Consider the following 20,216-nt stretch of genomic DNA (forward strand, 5'->3'; position numbering starts at 1 on the left):
GGGGTTGGTAAGGGGGAGGGTAGCGTCTCCTAAAAAGCGCGCCCTCCCCCTTACAGAGAATTTCAAATTTCGCTTAAAATTTAAAAAATCGTTCAAAGCTAAATTTAAGTAGAATTTTAAATTTAAATTCCCCTGGATTGCTTCGAAAACTTCGTTTTCTCGCAATGACAATGGTGAGCAAATTCCGGGGCAGTGTTTGTGGAAATTAGAATTTCAAAATTTTATCTATATCAAAGCAAAATAAGGCTAAAATGCTCAGATTAATTTGAAATTTAAAGGAAGCAATAAATGCACTGTCCCATGGCGACTTGATATTATCGGTGTTTTTCTAGGGCTAATCATTTATTCACGCATATTCATGCCGCGCTAGCGGCGCAAAATTCAGACTTTTTCTCAATACAATTTATAAAATTTTAAAACAAAAAGGATAAAAATGAAAAGTTATGTTACAGGTTTTCCTCGCATTGGTGAGCAAAGAGAATTAAAAAAAGCATTAGAAAGCTTCTGGGCAGGAAAGTGCGAACTGGGCGCACTAGAAAAGGTAGCAGACGAACTAAAAGATCGTCACATAAAATACCAACTTGATGCTTGGACTGGCTTAATTAGCGTAAATGATTTCTCATTTTATGATTTAATGCTTGATAATAGCGTGCTTTTTGGTGCAGTGCCTGAGAGATTTGCAAATTTAAGTGGCGAAGAGCAGTATTTTGCGATGGCGCGTGGAAACAAAGACGCCGTGGCAATGGAAATGACAAAATGGTTTAACACAAACTACCATTACATCGTGCCTGAAATCAGCAAAAACACAAAATTTAGCCTAAACGCAGATAAAATTCTAAACGAATACAAAGCAGCTAAAAATAATGATTTTAAGGATAGTTGCGCGTTAAAGATAAATTTAATCGGACCGATAACCTATCTAGCGCTTTCGAAAAGCACGGACGGAAGCGAACCACTAGCCAAACTTGATGAGCTAGTAGAAAAATACGCCGAGCTTCTAAGCGAGATTTCAGCCCTTGATAGCGAAGTCGTCGTCCAAATAGACGAGCCGATTTTCGTAACCGATAGGGGCGTGGAGCTAACGGGAAAAATCGCACCTGTTTATAACAAGCTAAATTCGGTCGCTTCAAATATTAAAATCGTATTTATGACATATTTCGAACATGCCACAGAAGCGTTGAAAGAAGTCGTGAAAACTGGCATTTGGGCTGTGGGGTTAGACTTTGTCTATGCGAGTAAAGAAAATATTAAAAGAGAGCTTGAAATCTTAAAAGATGCGAAAACTACGCTATTTGCAGGGGTTATTGATGGACGAAATATATGGAAAAGCGACATTGATAAAAAGCTAGAATTTTTGGAATTCATCTCCCAGTATGTCAGCAAAGATCGCCTTTATATAGGAACTTCGTGTTCGCTTTTGCATGTGCCTTTTACGCTAAAATATGAAGAAAAACTAAACCCTGAGATTAAATCGTGGCTAAGTTTTGCGTGTGAAAAACTCGAAGAAGTCTGCATTTTAACCCACCTTTTCTTCAAAATTCCAATCTGCGACAGCGGTATCAAAAAATATGAAGAAAATCAAAAATCTGCCAAAACACGCCTAAATTCGCCGTTAATCCACGATACGGCAGTGCAAAATCGCGTGAAAAATTTAACAAAATTTGAGCGAAGTGATAAATTTGAAGATCGCATTAAAATTCAGCGCGAAGCCCTTGCTTACGGCGATTTGCCGACTACGACGATAGGCTCTTTCCCACAAACAACCGAACTTCGCCAAGTTCGCAATGCCTACAAAAAAGGGCTAATTAGCAAGGAAGCCTATGAAAAAGATATAAAAGCCTATATCGATGAGTGTGTGGCGTTTCAAGAAGAGATTGGGCTTGATATTTTAGTCCATGGTGAGCCTGAGCGAAATGATATGGTTGAGTATTTTGGCGAACAGCTCAAAGGCTACGCATTTAGCGCAAACGGCTGGGTGCAAAGCTACGGCAGTCGCTGCGTAAAACCGCCACTTTTATTTGGCGATGTTTCGCGCCCTGCACCGATGACCGTAGAGTGGATAAAATACGCGCAAGGCAAAACAAGCAAGATCATGAAGGGTATGCTAACTGGACCAGTTACGATTATGAACTGGTCGTTTGTGCGTGATGATAAGCCTAGAAGCGAGGTTGTCAAGCAACTAGCTTTGGCAATCAGTGATGAAATTTCTGATTTACAAGTTGCAGGTATTAAGATAATCCAAGTCGATGAGGCAGCTTTTAAAGAGGGCTATCCTTTGCGAAGCGAAAATATCGGCGAGTATGAAAAATTTTCAGTCGGAGCGTTTAAACTCGCAGTTTCAAGCGCAGACGCTAAGACGCAAATTCACACTCACATGTGCTATTCTGAATTTAACGATATTATCAAAACGATTGAAGCAATGGACGCCGATGTCATCAGTATAGAAACGGCGCGTTCTGGCAACGAGCTACTTAAAATTTTTAAATCAGTTGGCTACAAACAAGAAGTAGGTCCTGGCGTGTATGATATACACAGCCCTCGTGTGCCAAGCGTAGAAGAAATGGTAGCGCAAATTAACGCACTTTTAGAAGTTTTACCAAAATCTCAGCTTTGGATAAATCCTGATTGCGGGCTTAAAACTCGCAAATGGGAAGAGGTAAAACCAAGCCTAAAAAATATGGTAGAAGCTGTAAAAATCGTAAGAGGATAGGAGTAATGCGGCGCGAGTAGGGCGGTGCAAAGCCCTGCGCGCTTCATAATCAATCAAAATGACATTTTTTTCGCCCGAGTTTATTTTGCTTTTTACGCTGTTTTTTGCCCTGTATTGGTCGCAAAAAGACAGCGTCTTTATCCAAAAAATCCTAATTTTGGTTGCAAGTTACGGCTTCGTCTGCTCTGTAAGCCCAAAATTTGGCGCGATTTTGTTTGCTTACTCGTGTTTTGTGTATAGTGCGGGTAAATTTTTAGAGCGAAATTCCAGCAATTCTGCCATTTTATCGGCAGTTTTTGGCTCTATTTGTTTTTTGTGTTTTTTCAAATATTTTAGCCATATTAGAGAATTTTTCGCCATTGTTACAAATTTTTTTGGACTTTCCCCAATCGAGTCAATCGCCCTGCCACTGGGCATTTCATACTATACTTTTATGTCGATAACCTATCTCGTGGCTGTGGGCAAAAAGCAGTGCGAGAGCGCGGATTTTTTGAGTTTGCTTTGCTATCTGGCGTTTTTCCCAAGCGTGGTAATGGGCCCCATAGGCAGGGCAGCCGCGCATAAAAACTCCAAAGGATACACTAAAATTTATCCAGTTTTGCCACAATTTAATCAAAAAAAGAGCTTTAAAAACGGCGATAAAATTCTCGCGCTTTTTATCATCGGCGCTTTTAAAGTTTTTGTCATTTGCGGTCATCTTACGCCGTTTGTGGGTGAGATTTTTAGTAATATTTACGATTTTAGCGAGGTTAGCGCGCTAAAAATTGTGTTGGCGATTTTGCTTTATTCTTTTGTGATTTATACGAATTTTAGCGGATTTATCGACATTGCGCGCGCCCTAGCACTCGCACTTGGATTTGCTTTGCCGCGCAACTTTCACATGCCATATACTGCGCGAAATATCGATCAATTTTGGGATAGGTGGCATATCAGCCTTTCTACCTTTATCCGCGATTACATCTATATCCCGCTTGGCGGGAATTGTGGCTGGGGCAAAAAACTGCCAGTAAAGCTCAAAATCGGCGCAAAGAAAAAGAAAAAGAAAAAAGCCAAAAAAGAGATAATCGAATTTGTCGAAGTGCGCGGTGTGTGGAAGTTTTGGCGTATGAATTTTAATATAATGCTAGCGTTTTTGCTCTCTGGAATTTGGCATGGAGTGGGGCTAAATTTCGCCATTTGGGGGGCGTTGCATGGCTTAGCGTGCGTGTGGTTAAAATGCCTACGCGCCTGCAAAGTAAAGCCGCTAAATTTGCATTTATCAAGGTTAATTACATTTATCTATGTCAGTTTTGCGTGGGTGTTTTTCGCAAACACTGATTTTAGCGAGATTGGTGCGATTTTCTCGGCTCTTATTTCATCTCCACTTTATCAGAGCAAATTTGAAATTTTGCTAGTTTTAGCTGTTTTGATTTTTGTTTTGATTTATCCTAAATTTTTGGTTACAAACCGCCTAATTGAGGGCTTTTTAAAGAGATTGCCATTTTGGCTAAAAGGGGTAGTTTTGGGCGCGGTTTTTTGCGCGATTTATCTTTTGATGCCAAGTGGAATTCCAAATTTTATTTATGCGAGTTTTTAGATGATTAAATTTTTGTTTTCGTTGGTTGTGGCGTTTTTGATTTTAGCTTTTTTTGCGCAAAATTCCTTGATTTATTACGCGAATTCGCGCTTTGGCTCGAATTTTGGTTTGGAAGAGTATTTGGCGAATTCGCCTTTGAGATTTGGGGGCGAATTACAATCAAACATTAGCCAAAAAATCCAAAATTTCACGCCAAATTTGAAGGCGAAATTTGCAAGCTTCTCCCCGCAAACAGCCACTTACACGCTTGCTAGTAACACTGCGCCCATTATCGCTCCAAGCGATAAAGACGCAATCATCGAGCGCGAGCTGAAAAAAATCGAAGCAGTTAAGCTAACCGATACAACTCTGCCTAAAATTGATAACAACAAAAGCGCGAATTTAAGCGTGCCAAAGCCTAGCGAGGCGAACGAAACCGCTCCTGTTCTCGCGCCAAAACTTGCGAAAAAATCTAATGAAAAAATCGCGCTTAAAGCCGGTCAAACCGTCCTATTTATCGGCGATAGCCTAATGCAGTATGTGGGTATGAGCGCTAAGAAATTTTTCCCAAAATCAGGGCTAAAAGTGCTTGATCTTAGCAAGCAATCAACCGGCCTAGTCGATAAAAAGGGGCACAACTGGCAGCAGGTTTTATCGCAAAATCTAGCAAATAACGAAAATATCGGGCTAGTGGTGGTGTTTTTGGGTGCGAACGATACTCACCCGCGCAAGATTAATGGAGCTGTGCGAAGCGTAGGGAGCGAGGTTTGGAGTGAATTTTACGCTAGCAGGGTCAGGGAGATTTACGATACTGCCGAAAAATACGGCGCAAAGGTGCTGTGGCTGGGGCTTCCGTGCATGAACGAAGCAAAATTTGAGCAAAAAACCGAGGCGATTAACAAAGTTTATAAAAGTGTGAATAAAGAATTCGGCGAAATTTACATGCCTACAAGCCCATTTGTGTGCGAAAATGGCGCATACAAGGTCTATCTCAAAAACGGCAAAAACCAAATTCGCGTTCGCCAAGACGACGGAATCCACATCAGCAAAAAAGGCTGTGAAATCATAACCCAAAAAATTTTAGCAAGGATTAGCGTTGAGTAGCCTTGCACGCGCGCTTTTCGCGGTTTTGCTCTGCATTAGTGGCGCGCTAGCGCAGGGCTTTGGGGTGAAGTTTTTGGGCGATTCACACCTTGGAAGCGACGCGCTAATACAGGCATTTAGAGATGAATTTTTCGGCGGAAGCGACGATAGTGTGGGCTTTATCGCCCCGCTAATGCCTAAATTTCACGCTAGTGAGGCGGTGAGATTTAAAAACGAGGGCTTTGAGATTATCTCATCGCGCAGGGACGCAGACCCGGATTTCCCGCTATGCGGGGTCATCGCAAGGGCGAGAAATGGGGCGAGCTTGCAAATTGAGCTTAAAAAGCTAAGTGGCGAATTTGAGGTCGAAGTGCTTCACAGAGTGGGCGGAAATGGCGAAATTTTCGAGATTATCGACGCTAATGGGCGGAAATTTCGCATAAATCATCTTTTGCGAAATTCTTGGGAATACACGCGCTTTACGCTCGCTTTTCCGGTGCAAATCCGCTCTTTGCGCGAGGGCGCGGAGCTTGGCGGGTATAAAATTTACCGTAAAAATGGCAGTTTCGCCGATAGTTGCGCTAGTAATGGCGCGTATTCGAGCGCGTATCAAAAATGGGGCAAAAACGCCTTTATCAGGGATTTGGCGCGACTTGATTACGAGCTTTTTATCATCGCTTATGGCACAAACGACGCCCTTGATAGCAACTTTGACGAGGCGAAATTTTACGCGACTCTGCGGGGGCTGGTGCGCTCGCTTCGCAAAGGCTCGCGCAGGGCAAAAATCCTGCTCATCGCTCCGCCTCGTAGCCCCAAAGTGCCAAACGCCGCGCGCGCAGCAGCCGTGATAAGGCACCTAGCCAGCGATATGGGGCTTATGTTTTATGATTTTGATATGGCGATGAGCGAGGACGGAGGCTGGGAGGGCTGGCGCAAAATGGGGCTAATCCGTCCCGATGAAATCCACCTAGAAGCTGGGGGTTACGAGAGGCTTGGGCGAAATTTAGCCAGGCTTTTGAAGCGAAATTTGATAGAATTTTAAAATTTAGCATAATCCGCTAGCGCAACCTTTTAAACACTGCCCCGAAATTTTGCACTAAATTGCAAAGAAATGCGAAGCATTTCCGTAAAATAAAACTAGCTAAATTTAGAAAAACGAAGTTTTTCTAAATTTAGCCACTTCTAAGGTTTTACAGGGGTGGGGGTTGGTAAGGGGGAGGGTAGCGTCTCCTAAAAAGCGCGCCCTCCCCCTTACAAAGAATTTCACGGCGCAGGTTAAATTCAAAAAATCGTTCAATGCTAAATTTAAGTAGAATTTTGCTCTAAATTTCCCTGGATTGCTTTGGCGTTATCACGCCTCGCAATGACAGTGAATTTACGCACATTAAATTTTATACTCGTAGATTGACTTCGCCTACGGCTCGTCCAAACCTGTCGTGCTTCGCACGCCACCGCTAGCTTGTTTTGCTTCGTCGCTTTGCTCCTCGCAATGACAATAGCGAGCAAAATTCTTGCCAATCTATGAATTTAAAATTTCGGAGCAGTGTTTTGCAGAAATTTAAAATTTCACTGCTGTATCAAGCCTGGTGCAGTTCTCTCATGCCTTTTATGCAGATTTCTACGACCTCTTTGATATCCATGCCAAGCATTTCACACCCCTTTAAAATCACGCTTCTATCGCATTTGGCGGCGAATTTTTTATCTTTAAATTTTTTCATTACACTGCTAGCGCCTAAATCCGCAAAGCCGTTTGGGCGCATTTTGGCGCAGGCATCGATTATGCCTGTTAGTTCATCGACGCAAAATAGGCTTTTTTCTAAATTTGAAATTGGCTCGACATCAGTGCAAATGCCGTATCCGTGGCTGAGTATTGCCCGCACGCTAGCTTCATTTACGCCAGCGTCCAAAAGTGGCACAGCTGTGTGCGCTAGGTGCTCGTCTGGGAACTTTTCGTAGTCGAAATCGTGCAGATAGCCGATTGCTTGCCAGTATTCTTTATCCTCGCCGAAATGCTCCGCCATAGCCCCCATTGCGGCCATTACATTTTCGCAATGCGCTAGCAGATTTGGCTGCGAAATTGCGCCTGAGATTAAATCTTTTGCCATTTTCAAATTTAACATTATTTTTTCTCGCTTTCGTTTCGTGCTTTCATCTTTTCAAATTCGATTGAAATTTCGCTTAGATTCGGCTCGTCCGCCATTTTATCTAGCACGGAGTTGTATTTATTGACTAGCATTATGGCAATCATCGAAAATGTAAATCCAGGCAGTAGCGAATAAATATAGCCCGATAAATCGGCAATTATCCAGATTATGACGGTGATTCCACCCACTAGCATGCCACACAGCGCGCTTAAAGCGCTCATGTGCTTAGAATACAGGCTAAAAAGCAGCACCGCTCCAAAACTCGCGCCAAAGCCCGCCCAAGCGTGTCCGACGACATTTAAGACGCTATCGTCCCACAAAAACGCCGCAATCGTAGCTAGCACCGCGATGAAAACGACCGCGAGGCGGGAGACTAGGGTTTGCGTGGCTGATGAGACCTCTTTTTTATAAAATGCGAAAATGAAGTCTTTCGTAACCGAGCTAGCACTGACCAAAAGCTGGCTAGAAATCGTGCTCATAATCGCAGCCAGCACGGCTGAAATAATCACGCCAAGGATAAATGGGTGGAAGAAAATTTTGCCAAGTTCTAGGAAAATTTTCTCTGGATCACCGATGCTGAGGGAGTTTTGGTGAAAATACACTAGGCCGATTAGTCCGCTAGCCATCGCCCCAAGTAGTCCAAAAACCATCCACGAAATGCCAATTCTGCGCGCAGAACTCATTTCGGCTGAATTTCTAATCGCCATAAATCGCACGATGATATGAGGCTGTCCAAAATAGCCAAACCCCCATGACAAAAGCCCTAAAATTCCAAGAAAAGTTTGCCCCTCAAACAGATCCAAATGCGACGGACTGATTTTTGACACCTCGCCCCAAAAGCTCGAACTATCTGGGATTTGTAGCGCATTAAACGAAAAGGCTGGAATCATAATCAGCACGATAAACATTAACGCGCCTTGGAAAGCGTCTGTTATCGCCACGGCCTTAAATCCGCCAAAAAATGTATAAAACACAACGATACAAATCGTCGCAATCGCGCCGTAAGCGAAATTTAGCCCGAAAAATGTCTCAAAGCTCTTTCCGCCTGCGATGATTCCGCTAGAAACATAGAGTGTGAAAAATACGATAATCAAAAGCCCAGAGATTATGCGAAGAGATTTTGTTTTGTCCTTAAAACGATTTTCCAAAAAATCGGGGATTGTAATGCTATCGCTTGCGACTTCGGTGTAAATTCTAAGCCTTTTTGCGAGAAATTTATACGCGCACCACGCACCGATACAAAGCCCGATTGCAATCCAAACCGTGCTAATTCCAGTAGCAAAAAACGCCCCAGGAAGCCCTAGAAGCATCCAACCGCTCATATCGCTAGCACCTGCGCTAAGTGCGGTTACAAAGGGGTTTAATCTGCGATTGTCGATGAGGTATTCGCTCAGGCTTGCGTTTTTGTCGTAGTAGTGTCTGCCGATGATGACGAGGGCTAGGAAATACATAGCGATCGAGGCATAGATCCAATAATTCATTTTGCACTCCTTAAAAGGTGCGATTTTATCAAAATTTACTTGAAATTTATCAAAATTTTAGTATGCTTTTAGGCTAAATTTTAATTTAAAGGCTGGGGATTGAACGAGAGAATTTTAAAGATTGTTTTTTCGTTGATTATCATCTGCGCAGGAATTTATTTTTGCTATCCAGATAACTTAACAGACGCGCGCAAAATGGCGCTTGTAAATGCTTATGGTGTTACACTGATACTCACAAGTGGCGGTATTGCGCTTGGTATAGTTTTGGGATTTATTTTGGCGTTTTTGAAATTTTTGGATAATAAAATTTTAAATTTTATTATCGACGAGTATGTCGATATCATCCGTGGCACGCCGATAATCATACAGCTTATGATTTTTGTTTTTGTCGTTTTTGCGACTTGGCAAAACAACATTTTCGCCGCAATCGTAGCGTTAGGTCTTAACAGCTCAGCCTATGTTTGTGAGATCGTTCGTAGTGGAATAAACAGCGTTGATCGCGGTCAAATGGAGGCTGCGCGCGCTATGGGTCTGTCGTATTCGACGGCGATGAAAGTCATTGTTTTCCCGCAAGCGATAAAAAATATCTTGCCAGCTTTGGCGAACGAATTTATCAGCCTTTTTAAAGAAACTTCGGTCGTGGGACTTGTGGCGATTACGGATTTGACATTTTATTCAAAAAGCCTGCAAGCCTCGCTATATACGGTTCAGCCGATACTTTTCGCGGGTGTGATTTATTATGCGAGTGTGAAATTTTTCTCGCTTTTGGTTAAAATTTTAGAATCAAGGCTAAATAGACATGATTGAAATTTCAAATTTAAGCAAAAATTATGGCGAGCTTTGTGTTTTGAAAAACATTTCAAAAACCATAAACAAAGGCGATATTGTCGCAATCATCGGACCAAGTGGTAGTGGAAAATCTACATTTTTGAGATGTTTAAATTTGCTCGAAACCCCAAGCGAGGGCAGTATTAAAATCGGTGGCGCAGACATTACCGATAAAAAAACCGATATCAATAAAATTCGCCAAAAAGTCAGCATGGTTTTTCAGCATTTTAACCTTTTTGCGAATAAAAATGTTTTGCAAAATTTAACCCTAGCCCCGGTAAAAGCTGGAATTTATACCTCAGAAAAAGCCAAAGAAAAGGCAATGGAGCTTTTGCGAAAGGTGGGTTTGGAAAGCAAGGCGGAGGCTTTCCCGCACAAACTCTCAGGCGGTCAAAAACAGCGCATCGCAATCGCTAGAAGCCTAGCGATGAACCCAGATGTGATACTTTTCGACGAGCCTACGAGCGCGCTAGATCCTGAGATGATAGGCGAGGTTTTAGCTCTTATGAAAGAGGTTGCCAAAGAGGGCATTACAATGCTTGTCGTAACCCATGAAATGGGCTTTGCGCGCAATGTGGCAAATAGAATATTTTTTATGGACGGCGGAAATATTTTAGTCGATGATACGCCTAAAAATGTTTTTGAAAATCCGCAAAATCCGCGCTTAAAAGACTTTTTAAACAAAATTTTAAACCATTAAAAGGAGCAGAAATGAAAAAATTTCTTAAATTTATGTTGGCAGCTAGCTTGGTTGGCTCAATTGCTTGTGCAAAAGATGTCTATGTAATGGGCACAAACGCCGAATATCCACCATTTGAGTTTGTAGATGAAAACTCGACTATCACTGGATTTGATATTGATTTGGTAAATGAAATTTCAAAAAGAGCCGATTTGAAAATCGAAATTTTAAATATGAGCTTTGACGGCTTAATCCCAGCGCTAAAAAGCGGTAAAATCGATCTAGCAGGATCAGGTATGAGCGCGACAGCAGAGAGAAGAAACGCTGTGGATTTCACAAACTCATACTATGAAGTCGAAAATTTATATATCAAACACAAAGACGACGATAGCCTAAAAACCAAAGACGATCTTAAAGGCAAACGCCTAACAGCGCAACTTGGCACAATCCAAGAAAACGCAATCCGCGAAATTCCTAGCGCAGATGTCAATCCAGCAGAAACTGTCTTTGCTGGCGTGTTACTAGTAAAAAACAAAAAGGTCGATGCGCTTTGCGTGGATTCATCTGTGGGCGTGGAGTATTTGAAGAAAAACGACGATATCGTGGAGTTTATGAGAGAGTCTGACGGAAGCGACGGATTTGCCTTTGCTTTCGATAAGGGCAAATATCCTGAGCTTGTGGAGAAATTCAACAAAGCAATCGACGAGATGAAGGCTGATGGCTCATACGACAAACTTTTAGAAAAATACAACCTAAAATAATCCAAATTTGGCGCAAAATTTAGCCTTTTAAATTTTGCGCTTTTTTCTATTTAAAGGGCTTTTATGAAAAAATTGATTTTTATATTTTTATCGCTTTTGGTTACGAGTGCGTGTGCGAGAAATGACGATTTTATCGTGGCGAAATTCCTAGGTTTCGTCCAAGACGAGGATAGATTGCTTTTTAAGCGGGGCAAGACAAGGCTAATGTGCAAATTTAGCGAAGTTACGCTAATTGGCGAAAAGCAAGTCGCTAAATGTATCAAAGACAAAAAAGATTTAAAAACTTTCAAAAAAGATCAAAAAAATATGATCGAAAAATTTCTCGTCCCAACCCAGCGATATTTCATAAAAATCAGAGCCGAGGGCAAAAACGAGCTGATTTGCGATATCAGCACCGAAAAGTCAAATTTAGGGCTAGATTTGGTAAGGGCTGGACTTGCTATGCCTAAAAACGACGATAAAGAGGCGTTTGTGAAGGCTAGCGTTTTGGCGATTGAGGGTGAAAAAGGGTTTTTTGGCAAAAAATATTCAAAGGTAAGCAAATGCGCTTTTGGCATAAAAGATGAGCCAAAAGCCAAACAAAGTGAGCCTAAAAAAGAGCCTAGTGCAGAGCAACCTGCGCCTAAAACAGAAGAGCCAACCCCAAACAAACCAACGATAGAAATGTCAATCAATGAGTGAAATTTACGCCCTTACCGATGATGTTTTGACGCCAAATTCTAGCGTTTTTTCGCAGGTGCGTGAAATTTTAGATAGTGGCGTCAAACTCGTGCAGTATCGCTCCAAACTTCCGCGCCAAGACGAAACTCTCATCGCCTCGCTAATCTCGCTTTGCGAGGATTACGGCGCGAAGCTAATCATAAACGACAATGTGGCTTTGGCGAAAAAACTGCGTGCTCACGGCGTGCATATCGGCAAGGATGACGGCGAGATAAAATCCGTGCGTGAGTATTTAGGCAGGGATAAAATCATCGGCGTAACTTGTTATTCTGATATAAATTTGGCGATTTCATCGCAAAATAGTGGCGCAAGTTATGTCGCTTTTGGGGCGATGTTTGCAAGCTCTACTAAAAAAGAAGCCCCGCTTTGTCCGCACGAAATCGTGCAAATGGCAAAGCGTGAGCTTGAAATCCCAGTTGCGATAATTGGCGGGATTAGCGAGCAAAATTTAGCTCAAATTTTGGCGTTAAACCCCGATTATATCGCGCTTGTGAGTGCGATTTACAGACCAAATAGCATTTCGCAAAACATACAAAATTTACAAGGCATAATCAATGGATATAATTAGTGCGATAATTTTAGGCGTTGTCGAGGGGCTGACCGAGTTTTTGCCCGTAAGCTCGACTGGACACATGATACTTGCTTCGCATTTTTTGGGCTTAGAGCAAACAGATACGCTAAAATGTTTTGAGGTTGTAATCCAATTAGGCTCGATTTTAGCGGTAGTTTTTATGTTTTTTGAGAGGCTTAAACAGGATTTTTCGCTTTGGGTGAAACTAATGGTCGGATTTTTCCCCACAGCAATCATCGGCTTTTTGATGTATAAGACTATAAAATCGCTATTTTCGCCCGCCACGACTGCGTATATGCTTGTCATTTGGGGCGTGATTTTTATCGTAGTTGAGCTACTTCGCAAAAAAAATCCGCCTAAAAAGCAGAGCGAGCATTTCAGCGAAATTTCATACAAACAAGCCTTTATAATTGGGCTTTCGCAGTGTTTTGCTATGGTGCCTGGCACTTCGCGATCGGGAGCGACCATTATCGCTGGACTTCTTTGTGGGCTTAGCCGAAATTTGGCAGCCAGATTTAGCTTTTTGCTAGCGATTCCTACGATGTTTGCGGCGACTTTGTATGATACTTACAAAAACCTTGACACCTTCGCGCAAAATTCGCAAAATATTTGGATTTTTTTGCTTGGTGGAGCGGTTGCCTTCGTGGTCGCGTTAATCGCAATCAAGCTGTTTTTGAGCTTTGTTAGCAAATTTGACTTTATCCCGTTTGGAATTTATCGCATAATTGTAGGAATTTTGTTTTTGGTTGTGATTTTGTGATTTAAATTTCGCCAAATTTCGCTTCGCAAATTTTGGGATACTGCGCCGAAATTTTAGTTGTAGTGTGGCAAGTTGCCTAGCGAAAATTTTGGTAACATTATGGTGGGCAAGGTGCTCACCCTACGATACTTATTTAAACTTTAATTCTATTTTCTTTTTTAGTATTTAGTAATGGGTTTTATTCAAAATCAAATTCAATTTTACCATTTTTATTTATCCAACCTATTCTAGGACAAAAATCCCCAAAACAATATTCATCACTTTTATTTTGACTAAAATTATTATGTAATTCTTTTGGAATAGTATTGCGTATATAGGTTATAATGTCTTCAATGGGAATATCCCAAATTTTAAATTTTTCTTTTATTTTTATTGGTGTTGAATATGTTTCTAAATTTTTATTATAAAATTGTTCTGGTGGGAAAAAAACTATCTTGTTTTCTTGCGCCCAAATTTCTAAAAGTTTTAAAAATGCTTCATAAATTTGTTCTTTTGCAACAATGCGAGATAAATACCAAGGAATTTGGTCTATCCAAGAACCAAATAAATTATTAAATATAGTATCTTTATTTTCTATAAGAATTTTTTCAGCACCGTAGGGTGGGTATCCTTGCCTACCGAATTTTATATTTTTATCAAATTTCATCGTTTTTTATCCTTTATTTATCATTATTTCAAATTTGGCGCAGTATCTGCGCCTTGCGGGGGCGATTAGCAACGATACTTTCCGCTGACAAAATTTATCTTAGTTCGTATTTTGACGATTTCTTTGAGCGCGTGGGCGAGGTAGGCGATATCGTCCTCGTCATTGACCCATGAGAAGCTTGCCCGCACCCAGCTTGGTTTGGTCTGATTTACGGGATCTGGCGCAAGGGCTGTCAGATCAAATCCATACGGCGCTGCGCAGTCGCACCCAGAGCGCGTTTGGATTTCGAATTTCGAGCTAAGCACGGAGGCTAGGGCGTCAGAGGCTAAATTTTGCATATTAAAGGCAAAAATCGGCACCCTTGGCGCGCTTAAATTCCCGTAAATTTTAATCTCTTTGATTTTTGAAATTTCATCGATAAATTTCGCATTTAGCGCTCTCTCTCGCTCTTTTATCGCCGTAAAGCCCACCTTACGGCGCAAATCCAGCGCCAAATACGCCCTAATGAGCGCCGTAATCCCGGGCGTGCCCGGCTCTTCTAGCCTCTCTTTGTCGATGACGAAGCTTTGCGTGCTAAAATCAGCGTATTTTACCGCGCCACCGCCCGCAAATGTGGGCTCCGCGCCTTCTAAAAACTCTTTTTTCAGCGCCAAAATCCCGCACGCACCCACTCCGCCGATGAGTTTGTGTGCGCCAAAAAACAGCCCGTCGCAAAAGCCCAAATCCACATTATCATGCGCCACAAGCGCGCTAGCGTCGATGAAAAGTTTCGCGCCGTGCATTTTCAGCGCCAAAAACACCCGCTTATAATCGACTAAAATCCCAGTGGCGTTCGAACACGCGCTAAATACGCCATAAATTTCTCGCCCTTTATTTGCGCCTAAAATTTCATTTAATTTGCCAAAATCCATAAGCCCGTCTGCACCCAGTGGCACGCGCACGAGTTCGCACAGAGCCTGACGCAGGCTGATTTCGACCGAGTGGTGCTCGTATGGAGAGATCACGATTAGCGGAAATTTTGCGCGCTCATTTGTGGCGAAATTTGTCAAATTTAGCCGTTTTTTGGTGTTTGGCGGCAGGTAAATGCCTAAAATTTCCCATAGCTTCTTAATCGCGGCTGTCGCGCCAAATCCGCACGAGATGAGGTAGTATCTGCCAGCGCACCCTAGCATTTCTTTGATTTTGGCGCGCGCGTTTTCGTAGTATTCGCTCGTGGTGTGGGCGTTTTCGCCACCAAGAGAGTGTGTGTTGGCATAAGTGCGCAAAACCCGCTCGATTTCGCGCTCGACGCTATTGCACGCTAGCCCAGACGCGGCGAAATCGAAGTATTTGAGCCCCTCTTTTAGTATTAAATCATTTTTTATTTTTTCGATTTGCATTTTTTACTCCAAAATTTTGTAAATTATACCTAAACTTGCTAAAATTAGCCGTTTTAGGAGGGGTGAAATTCTAGGGTTAAAACAGACGGCTAGCAAATTTGGCCATTTGGAACTGAGTGAAATTTTGAAATTTCACTTCGTATTCGATGCTTTTGATATTTGCACGAAATATGACGATGTATTTAGCGCGATAGAGGCTGAAATTTTGCCGAATTTTAGGGAGATTGGCGAGAGGTTTAGTTTCGGCGGCGAGTATGAAAAAGAGCTAAAACAAGCGCTGATGAAATTCGCTAGATCTGATCGCAAAAAAATCGGTGTCGCAAAGATACTGCCCCGCTTCACCGCGCAAAAAATCACGCAAATTTTGCTAGAAGCTGGGTTTTTAAATTTAGAAAAATCGCACGAAAAACGCCCCGTAAAACTGCATAAAAATGATAAATTACCACGAATTTTAAGACGCTATCAAATCACAGACAAAGTCCATTTTAATGATAATTTCTCGCGGTTTTGGTTCAGGTTTATCGAGCCAAATTTGCAAATTTTGGCGCAGGGCGAATACGAAAAAGTCATCGGCGAGATTAGGGAGGATTTCGATAATTACGCGAGTTTTGGCTATGAGATACTCTGCCGTGAACTGCTCGCAAACTACCTAAATATCGACATTTCGCAAATTTCGAGTTATTGGGATAAAAATAGCGAGATTGATATTTTTGCGAAATTTGAGGGGTTTTTAATCGTGGGCGAGTGCAAATACAAAGAGCGCAAAATCTCAAAAAATGTCCTAAACGAACTGCTCACAAAGTGCGAAAATTCCGCGCTTGCGCCCGATATGGTGGCGCTGTTTTCGAAATCTGGGTTCTCAGGCGAGCTAGAAAAAATCAAAAATGATAGAATTTTGCTTTTTGATATAGAGGATTTTAAAATTTTACTTTGATTAAATTTGGCTAAATTTAAAGCTAAATTTAGTATAATCGCAATTTTTATGCAACCAAACTAAGGAGAAAAAATGGCTTATTCAATGGGCGATTTGAAAAAAGGTCTTAAAATCGAAGTTGATGGAATTCCGTTTAAAATCGTAGAGTATCAACATGTAAAACCGGGCAAGGGTGCGGCTTTCGTGCGTGCGAAACTAAAATCCTTCATCGACGGTAAGGTTTTGGAAAAAACTTTCCACGCAGGCGATAAATGCGAGGAGCCAAATTTAGAGCAAAAAGATATGCAATACCTTTATGATGACGGCGAGTATTGCCAATTCATGGACACAGAGAGCTACGAGCAAGTGGCAATCGCTGACGAAGATGTGGGCGAGGCGAAAAAATGGATGCTCGATGGCATGATGGTTAGCATTATGTTTTACAACGGCAAAGCGATTGGCGTGGAAGTTCCGCAAGTAGTCGAGCTAAAAATCGTCGAAACTGCGCCAAATTTCCGTGGCGATACACAAGGAAGCAACAAAAAACCAGCGACCCTTGAAACTGGCGCTGTGGTGCAAATCCCATTTCATGTGCTTGAAGGCGAGGTTATCCGCGTAGATACCGTGCGTGGCGAATATATCGAAAAAGCAAACAAATAATTCTTCCTTCCCTGATTAAATTTGGCGAATTTGCGAAATTTGCCAAATTTAGCGGGGAATTTTAAATTTAATCCTTAAAATTTGTTGTTAAATTTTGTTAAATATTTTTGCGCTTTTAAACACTGCGCCGAAATTTGCTTTGGGTTTGAATTTGCTTTGGGCTTGAATTTGGTTTGGGTTTGAATTTGGTTTGGGCTTGATTTTGGTTTGGGCTAATACTGCGCTGAAATTTGGGCGATATTTTTAAGCGCGTTCGCGTGGATTGTGTGGATTGCGTGGATTGTGTGGATTGCGTGGATTGCGTGGATTATACTGCGCCGAAATGCGTGCGGTTTGCGCGCGTTGTAATGTGTCGTGATTTGGCGCTAAAATTTGCGTGCGCAGGTCGGATTGCGTATCACATGTAAGAAATTTGGCGTTTGGCGAAATTTTGCGCTTTAACTCAAATTTAAGAAATTTTTTGTAAAATTACAGCTTATCCAATTTATTCAATCGGGCTCATAGCTCAGTTGGTTAGAGCATCCGGCTCATAACCGGATGGTCCCAGGTTCGAGTCCTGGTGAGCCCACCACCACACAATTTCAGCCTTTTTTAAAAGCTTTTTAAAAATGATTATATAAAATTAAAAAATAAAATTCAAAGCCCCGAATTTGGGGCTTAGTGGTTATAAATTTATCGAAAATGTAAAATTTCCGTGCAGGTTACAGCGAGAGATTGCTTTGAGGGTTTTGACATCTTTTAGATTTAGTCTTGCGCTCAAAAATCCCCTGCTTGCGACTGGTTCTAACGAGGCCTTGGCTACGAGTTTATCATTTGCGTAAAGCTCAATCGCATAAATCCAGTGATCAGCGTCGCTTGGGTGGATTATTCCGCCTTGTCCGATATTGACATCTACTAGCGAATATCCCTTTTCATCGGCGTCGCGCACAGTGATTTCTGGGGTGTGTTTTTTCTCGAAATCGTTTAGATTTTTTGGATCTTCGGGCGCGATATCCTCGGTGTTTGCGATAAGGCTTTCGTCATACGCGCTTAGTGTGCTAACGGCTGCGGCTGCCGTAACTATGGCTTTTAATGCGGTTCGTCTTCGCATTTTTTCCTCCTTAAAAAAGATGATAAATATTGTATTGTTTTATATTAAAGATAAAGTAAATCTTATTTTAAATTCGCCAAATTTATGGTGCTAAATTTAGAAAACAAATGAAATTTTAACCTTTCGTTATAAATTCAGCCCTAATTAAATTTGTTCTATGCAAATTTATTGTAAAATCGTAAGAACATTATATTTAAAAGGGGAAAAAATGTCGCAAAGTGACGCTAATGCGCCTAAAAAGCGCGGTATATTTGCATGGTATTTTGAGTCAAGCCTACTTTGGCGCATAATGATTGCGCTTGTTTTGGGTTCGGTTTTGGGTATAGTTTTACCGCAAAATGCCACCGTTGGCGATACCACTTGGGTATCGATTTTAACGCCGTTTGGTGATCTTTTTGTGCGAATGCTCAAAATGATTATGGTGCCTGTAATCGTCTGCTCACTGATAATTGGCACAAGTTCGATTGATCCAGCTCACCTTGGTAAAGTTGGCGTCAAAACGATAATTTTTTACGCGATTACGACGCTGTTTGCGATCGCGATAGGTTTGGCGTGCGGATTGATTTTCAGCCCTGGTAGTGGGTTGGAGCTAGATGCTGCCAAAGCTGTGGAAAAGAGCGCAAACGCTCCTGCGATGAGCCAAATTCTACTAAATATTATCCCTACAAATCCGTTTGAAGCTATCGTTAAGGGCGAAATTTTGCCTATTATCGCATTTTGTATTTTTGTGGGAATTGGCCTAGCGTATTGCAAAAGTAGCGACGATGAGCGCATTGCGCGTAGTGCAGAGACTGTGTATGCGTTTTTTGATGGTATGAGCGAGATTATGTTTAAGGTTATCCGCTGGGTTATGCAATACGCACCAATCGGCGTTTTTGCGCTAATGTTCGTTGTATTTAACAAAGCTGGAATTGGCGCGATTAGTTCGCTTTTGACCGTTACGATTGCGTTATATGTAGGGCTTGCGGTGCAGGTTTTTGCGATATACTGCGTGGTTTGTATGCTAATTGGCATAAATCCTGCGAAATTCCTCAAAAAAGTCCGTGCGCCTATGCTTACGGCGTTTGTTACCAGAAGCTCGAACGGCACGCTTCCGATTACAATGAGGACAGCTGATGAGGAAATGGGAATTCCAAAATCAATCTACGGCTTTGTTTTGCCTGTGGGTGCGACTGTGAATATGAACGGAACGACCGTATATTTGGGCGTTTGCACGCTTTTTATCGCTAATGCGTGCGGTATCGACCTAACCGCTCAAAACTACTTTACGATTATCATCACTTCTATGCTAGCAGCTATCGGAACAGCCGGTGTGCCTGGTGCTGGCGCGCTAATGCTACTTTTGATACTAGAATCAGTAGGTATCAGCGTAACTGGAACCGTGGCAGTGGCTTATGGTATGATACTAGGCATTGACGCGATACTAGATATGGGACGCACATCTATGAATGTTACAGGTGATGTCGTGGCTTCGCTATATGTGGCTAAAACAGAGGGCAAACTAGATGCCTCAAAATGGGAGAATTAAATGCGTAGAGTCGGAGTAATCGGCGGTATGGGACCGCTAGCAAGTGCTGATTTGTATCTAAAAACGATAGAATTAACGGGGGCTAGAAGCGATCAAGAAAATATCCCGCTTCTAATCGATAGCTATCCGCAAATCGAGGATAGGACGGCGTGCATTTTCGGCGAGGGCGAGGATCCTACGCCAAAGCTAATCGAAAGCGCAACTCGCCTTAAAAACGCGGGTTGTGAGGCGTTTGTCATGGTTTGCAATACAGCGCATTATTTCGCGCCAAGGGTTTTGGAGGCTGTGGATTTGCCACTAATCCATATCGCAAAAAACGCAGTTAGCACGATACAGACCCGCTATCCAAATGCCAAAAAAATCGCAGTTTTGGCTACTTCTGGCACGAAAAAGGCTAGGGTGTATGATGAGCACTTAGAGAATGCTGGATTAATCAGCGTAGAGCTTGGCGAGGAAAATCAAGCTAAGCTAATGGATTGCATTTACAAAGGTGTGAAAGCTGGCAAAACCGCAGAATATGTGGAGCTTTTTAAAAGCGTGTTAGATAGCATTGACGCGGATGTTTATATCGCTGGTTGCACGGAGATTCCGCTGTTTTTGCCACTCATTGAGACGGATAAGGTTTTCCTTGACGCTACGCTCGAACTTGCGCGCGCGATTGTGGAATTTGCCCGTTCGTAGCCAAATTTAATCAAATTTAATAAATTT

20 protein-coding genes and 1 tRNA gene are annotated in these 20,216 nt (G+C 42.1%); 16 read left to right on the forward strand and 5 right to left on the reverse strand.

Annotation, left to right across the window (positions count from 1 at the left end; all coding sequences use genetic code 11):
- Positions 1-433: 433 nt before the first annotated feature.
- The 4 genes from metE to OFO01_RS08320 are packed head-to-tail and all read left to right on the forward strand — an operon-like array spanning position 434 to position 6,390.
- Positions 434-2,710, forward strand: coding sequence for a 5-methyltetrahydropteroyltriglutamate--homocysteine S-methyltransferase (gene metE, locus OFO01_RS08305; RefSeq protein ID WP_270859773.1), 2,277 nt, complete (start codon positions 434-436; stop codon positions 2,708-2,710).
- Between the two features lie 58 nt (positions 2,711-2,768).
- On the forward strand, positions 2,769-4,286 hold the full coding sequence (locus OFO01_RS08310) for an MBOAT family O-acyltransferase (RefSeq protein ID WP_270859772.1): 1,518 nt from the start codon (positions 2,769-2,771) through the stop codon (positions 4,284-4,286).
- Positions 4,287-5,369, forward strand: coding sequence for an SGNH/GDSL hydrolase family protein (locus tag OFO01_RS08315; protein ID WP_270859771.1), 1,083 nt, complete (start codon positions 4,287-4,289; stop codon positions 5,367-5,369).
- Positions 5,362-6,390: a GDSL-type esterase/lipase family protein gene (locus OFO01_RS08320; RefSeq protein ID WP_270859770.1), complete on the forward strand. Its 1,029-nt coding sequence runs from the start codon at positions 5,362-5,364 to the stop codon at positions 6,388-6,390. The genes OFO01_RS08315 and OFO01_RS08320 overlap by 8 nt, the downstream gene beginning before the upstream one ends.
- A 535-nt stretch (positions 6,391-6,925) precedes the next feature.
- Here OFO01_RS08320 and OFO01_RS08325 read toward each other — a convergent pair.
- Together OFO01_RS08325 and putP are read right to left on the reverse strand one after the other, a co-directional pair.
- Positions 6,926-7,468, reverse strand: a complete 543-nt coding sequence (locus OFO01_RS08325) for an HD domain-containing protein (RefSeq protein ID WP_270859769.1) — start codon at positions 7,466-7,468, stop codon at positions 6,926-6,928.
- A complete protein-coding gene (gene putP, locus OFO01_RS08330; RefSeq protein WP_270859768.1) occupies positions 7,468-8,973 on the reverse strand; it encodes a sodium/proline symporter PutP in 1,506 nt (501 codons plus the stop codon). Before putP ends, OFO01_RS08325 begins: the two co-directional genes overlap by 1 nt.
- A gap of 99 nt (positions 8,974-9,072) precedes the next feature.
- Here putP and OFO01_RS08335 point away from each other — a divergent pair, with 99 nt between their 5' ends.
- From OFO01_RS08335 to OFO01_RS08360, 6 genes are all read left to right on the forward strand, one after another.
- Positions 9,073-9,780 (forward strand): amino acid ABC transporter permease, encoded by a 708-nt coding sequence (locus tag OFO01_RS08335; RefSeq protein WP_270859767.1) that lies wholly within the window; start codon positions 9,073-9,075, stop codon positions 9,778-9,780.
- Positions 9,773-10,501, forward strand: a complete 729-nt coding sequence (locus OFO01_RS08340; RefSeq protein ID WP_270859766.1) for an amino acid ABC transporter ATP-binding protein — start codon at positions 9,773-9,775, stop codon at positions 10,499-10,501. Before OFO01_RS08335 ends, OFO01_RS08340 begins: the two co-directional genes overlap by 8 nt.
- Positions 10,502-10,512: 11 nt before the next feature.
- Positions 10,513-11,241, forward strand: a complete 729-nt coding sequence (locus OFO01_RS08345) for a basic amino acid ABC transporter substrate-binding protein (protein WP_270859765.1) — start codon at positions 10,513-10,515, stop codon at positions 11,239-11,241.
- 63 nt (positions 11,242-11,304) lie between these two features.
- The gene (locus OFO01_RS08350; RefSeq protein WP_270859764.1) at positions 11,305-11,922 is read left to right on the forward strand and encodes a hypothetical protein; all 618 of its coding nucleotides are present in this window, start codon (positions 11,305-11,307) and stop codon (positions 11,920-11,922) included.
- Positions 11,915-12,529, forward strand: a complete 615-nt coding sequence (gene thiE, locus OFO01_RS08355; RefSeq protein WP_270859763.1) for a thiamine phosphate synthase — start codon at positions 11,915-11,917, stop codon at positions 12,527-12,529. The genes OFO01_RS08350 and thiE overlap by 8 nt, the downstream gene beginning before the upstream one ends.
- Positions 12,516-13,292: an undecaprenyl-diphosphate phosphatase gene (locus OFO01_RS08360; protein WP_270859762.1), complete on the forward strand. Its 777-nt coding sequence runs from the start codon at positions 12,516-12,518 to the stop codon at positions 13,290-13,292. The genes thiE and OFO01_RS08360 overlap by 14 nt, the downstream gene beginning before the upstream one ends.
- Before the next feature lie 178 nt (positions 13,293-13,470).
- On the opposite strand, the gene OFO01_RS08365 is transcribed toward OFO01_RS08360, so the two are convergent.
- Complete coding sequence (locus OFO01_RS08365) at positions 13,471-13,938, reverse strand: hypothetical protein (RefSeq protein ID WP_270859761.1); 468 nt, start codon at positions 13,936-13,938, stop codon at positions 13,471-13,473.
- 65 nt (positions 13,939-14,003) lie between these two features.
- Positions 14,004-15,317, reverse strand: coding sequence for an aminotransferase class V-fold PLP-dependent enzyme (locus OFO01_RS08370; RefSeq protein WP_270859760.1), 1,314 nt, complete (start codon positions 15,315-15,317; stop codon positions 14,004-14,006).
- Positions 15,318-15,423: 106 nt separating this feature from the next.
- Between OFO01_RS08370 and OFO01_RS08375 the strand changes: the two genes are divergently transcribed.
- The 4 genes from OFO01_RS08375 to OFO01_RS08390 all read left to right on the forward strand — a co-directional run bounded on the left by OFO01_RS08375 (position 15,424) and on the right by OFO01_RS08390 (position 17,461).
- Positions 15,424-16,251 (forward strand): DUF234 domain-containing protein, encoded by an 828-nt coding sequence (locus tag OFO01_RS08375; protein ID WP_333720423.1) that lies wholly within the window; start codon positions 15,424-15,426, stop codon positions 16,249-16,251.
- A gap of 72 nt (positions 16,252-16,323) precedes the next feature.
- The gene (efp, locus tag OFO01_RS08380; RefSeq protein WP_270859759.1) at positions 16,324-16,890 is read left to right on the forward strand and encodes an elongation factor P; all 567 of its coding nucleotides are present in this window, start codon (positions 16,324-16,326) and stop codon (positions 16,888-16,890) included.
- Between the two features lie 230 nt (positions 16,891-17,120).
- The gene (locus OFO01_RS08385) at positions 17,121-17,297 is read left to right on the forward strand and encodes a hypothetical protein (RefSeq protein ID WP_270859758.1); all 177 of its coding nucleotides are present in this window, start codon (positions 17,121-17,123) and stop codon (positions 17,295-17,297) included.
- 87 nt (positions 17,298-17,384) lie between these two features.
- Positions 17,385-17,461, forward strand: a tRNA-Ile gene (locus tag OFO01_RS08390).
- Positions 17,462-17,554: 93 nt separating this feature from the next.
- On the opposite strand, the gene OFO01_RS08395 is transcribed toward OFO01_RS08390, so the two are convergent.
- Positions 17,555-17,980, reverse strand: a complete 426-nt coding sequence (locus tag OFO01_RS08395; protein ID WP_270859757.1) for a desulfoferrodoxin family protein — start codon at positions 17,978-17,980, stop codon at positions 17,555-17,557.
- A gap of 208 nt (positions 17,981-18,188) precedes the next feature.
- Between OFO01_RS08395 and OFO01_RS08400 the strand changes: the two genes are divergently transcribed.
- On the forward strand, positions 18,189-19,508 hold the full coding sequence (locus OFO01_RS08400; protein ID WP_270859756.1) for a dicarboxylate/amino acid:cation symporter: 1,320 nt from the start codon (positions 18,189-18,191) through the stop codon (positions 19,506-19,508).
- Positions 19,509-20,189, forward strand: a complete 681-nt coding sequence (locus tag OFO01_RS08405; RefSeq protein WP_270859755.1) for an aspartate/glutamate racemase family protein — start codon at positions 19,509-19,511, stop codon at positions 20,187-20,189.
- The last annotated feature ends 27 nt before the right edge of the window (positions 20,190-20,216 follow it).

Source organism: Campylobacter sp. JMF_01 NE2, assembly GCF_027737365.1.
Taxonomy (GTDB): Bacteria; Campylobacterota; Campylobacteria; order Campylobacterales; family Campylobacteraceae; genus Campylobacter_B.

Bases quoted from the DNA above. Each gene is read 5' to 3' on its own strand.
- metE (WP_270859773.1), top strand. From the start codon at position 434: ATGAAAAGTTATGTTACAGGTTTTCCTCGCATTGGTGAGCAAAGAGAA.
- OFO01_RS08310 (WP_270859772.1), top strand. From the start codon at position 2,769: ATGACATTTTTTTCGCCCGAGTTTATTTTGCTTTTTACGCTGTTTTTT.
- OFO01_RS08315 (WP_270859771.1), top strand. From the start codon at position 4,287: ATGATTAAATTTTTGTTTTCGTTGGTTGTGGCGTTTTTGATTTTAGCT.
- OFO01_RS08325 (WP_270859769.1), bottom strand. From the start codon at position 7,468: ATGTTAAATTTGAAAATGGCAAAAGATTTAATCTCAGGCGCAATTTCG.
- putP (WP_270859768.1), bottom strand. From the start codon at position 8,973: ATGAATTATTGGATCTATGCCTCGATCGCTATGTATTTCCTAGCCCTC.
- OFO01_RS08340 (WP_270859766.1), top strand. From the start codon at position 9,773: ATGATTGAAATTTCAAATTTAAGCAAAAATTATGGCGAGCTTTGTGTT.
- OFO01_RS08345 (WP_270859765.1), top strand. From the start codon at position 10,513: ATGAAAAAATTTCTTAAATTTATGTTGGCAGCTAGCTTGGTTGGCTCA.
- OFO01_RS08350 (WP_270859764.1), top strand. From the start codon at position 11,305: ATGAAAAAATTGATTTTTATATTTTTATCGCTTTTGGTTACGAGTGCG.
- thiE (WP_270859763.1), top strand. From the start codon at position 11,915: ATGAGTGAAATTTACGCCCTTACCGATGATGTTTTGACGCCAAATTCT.
- OFO01_RS08360 (WP_270859762.1), top strand. From the start codon at position 12,516: ATGGATATAATTAGTGCGATAATTTTAGGCGTTGTCGAGGGGCTGACC.
- OFO01_RS08365 (WP_270859761.1), bottom strand. From the start codon at position 13,938: ATGAAATTTGATAAAAATATAAAATTCGGTAGGCAAGGATACCCACCC.
- OFO01_RS08370 (WP_270859760.1), bottom strand. From the start codon at position 15,317: ATGCAAATCGAAAAAATAAAAAATGATTTAATACTAAAAGAGGGGCTC.
- efp (WP_270859759.1), top strand. From the start codon at position 16,324: ATGGCTTATTCAATGGGCGATTTGAAAAAAGGTCTTAAAATCGAAGTT.
- OFO01_RS08395 (WP_270859757.1), bottom strand. From the start codon at position 17,980: ATGCGAAGACGAACCGCATTAAAAGCCATAGTTACGGCAGCCGCAGCC.
- OFO01_RS08400 (WP_270859756.1), top strand. From the start codon at position 18,189: ATGTCGCAAAGTGACGCTAATGCGCCTAAAAAGCGCGGTATATTTGCA.
- OFO01_RS08405 (WP_270859755.1), top strand. From the start codon at position 19,509: ATGCGTAGAGTCGGAGTAATCGGCGGTATGGGACCGCTAGCAAGTGCT.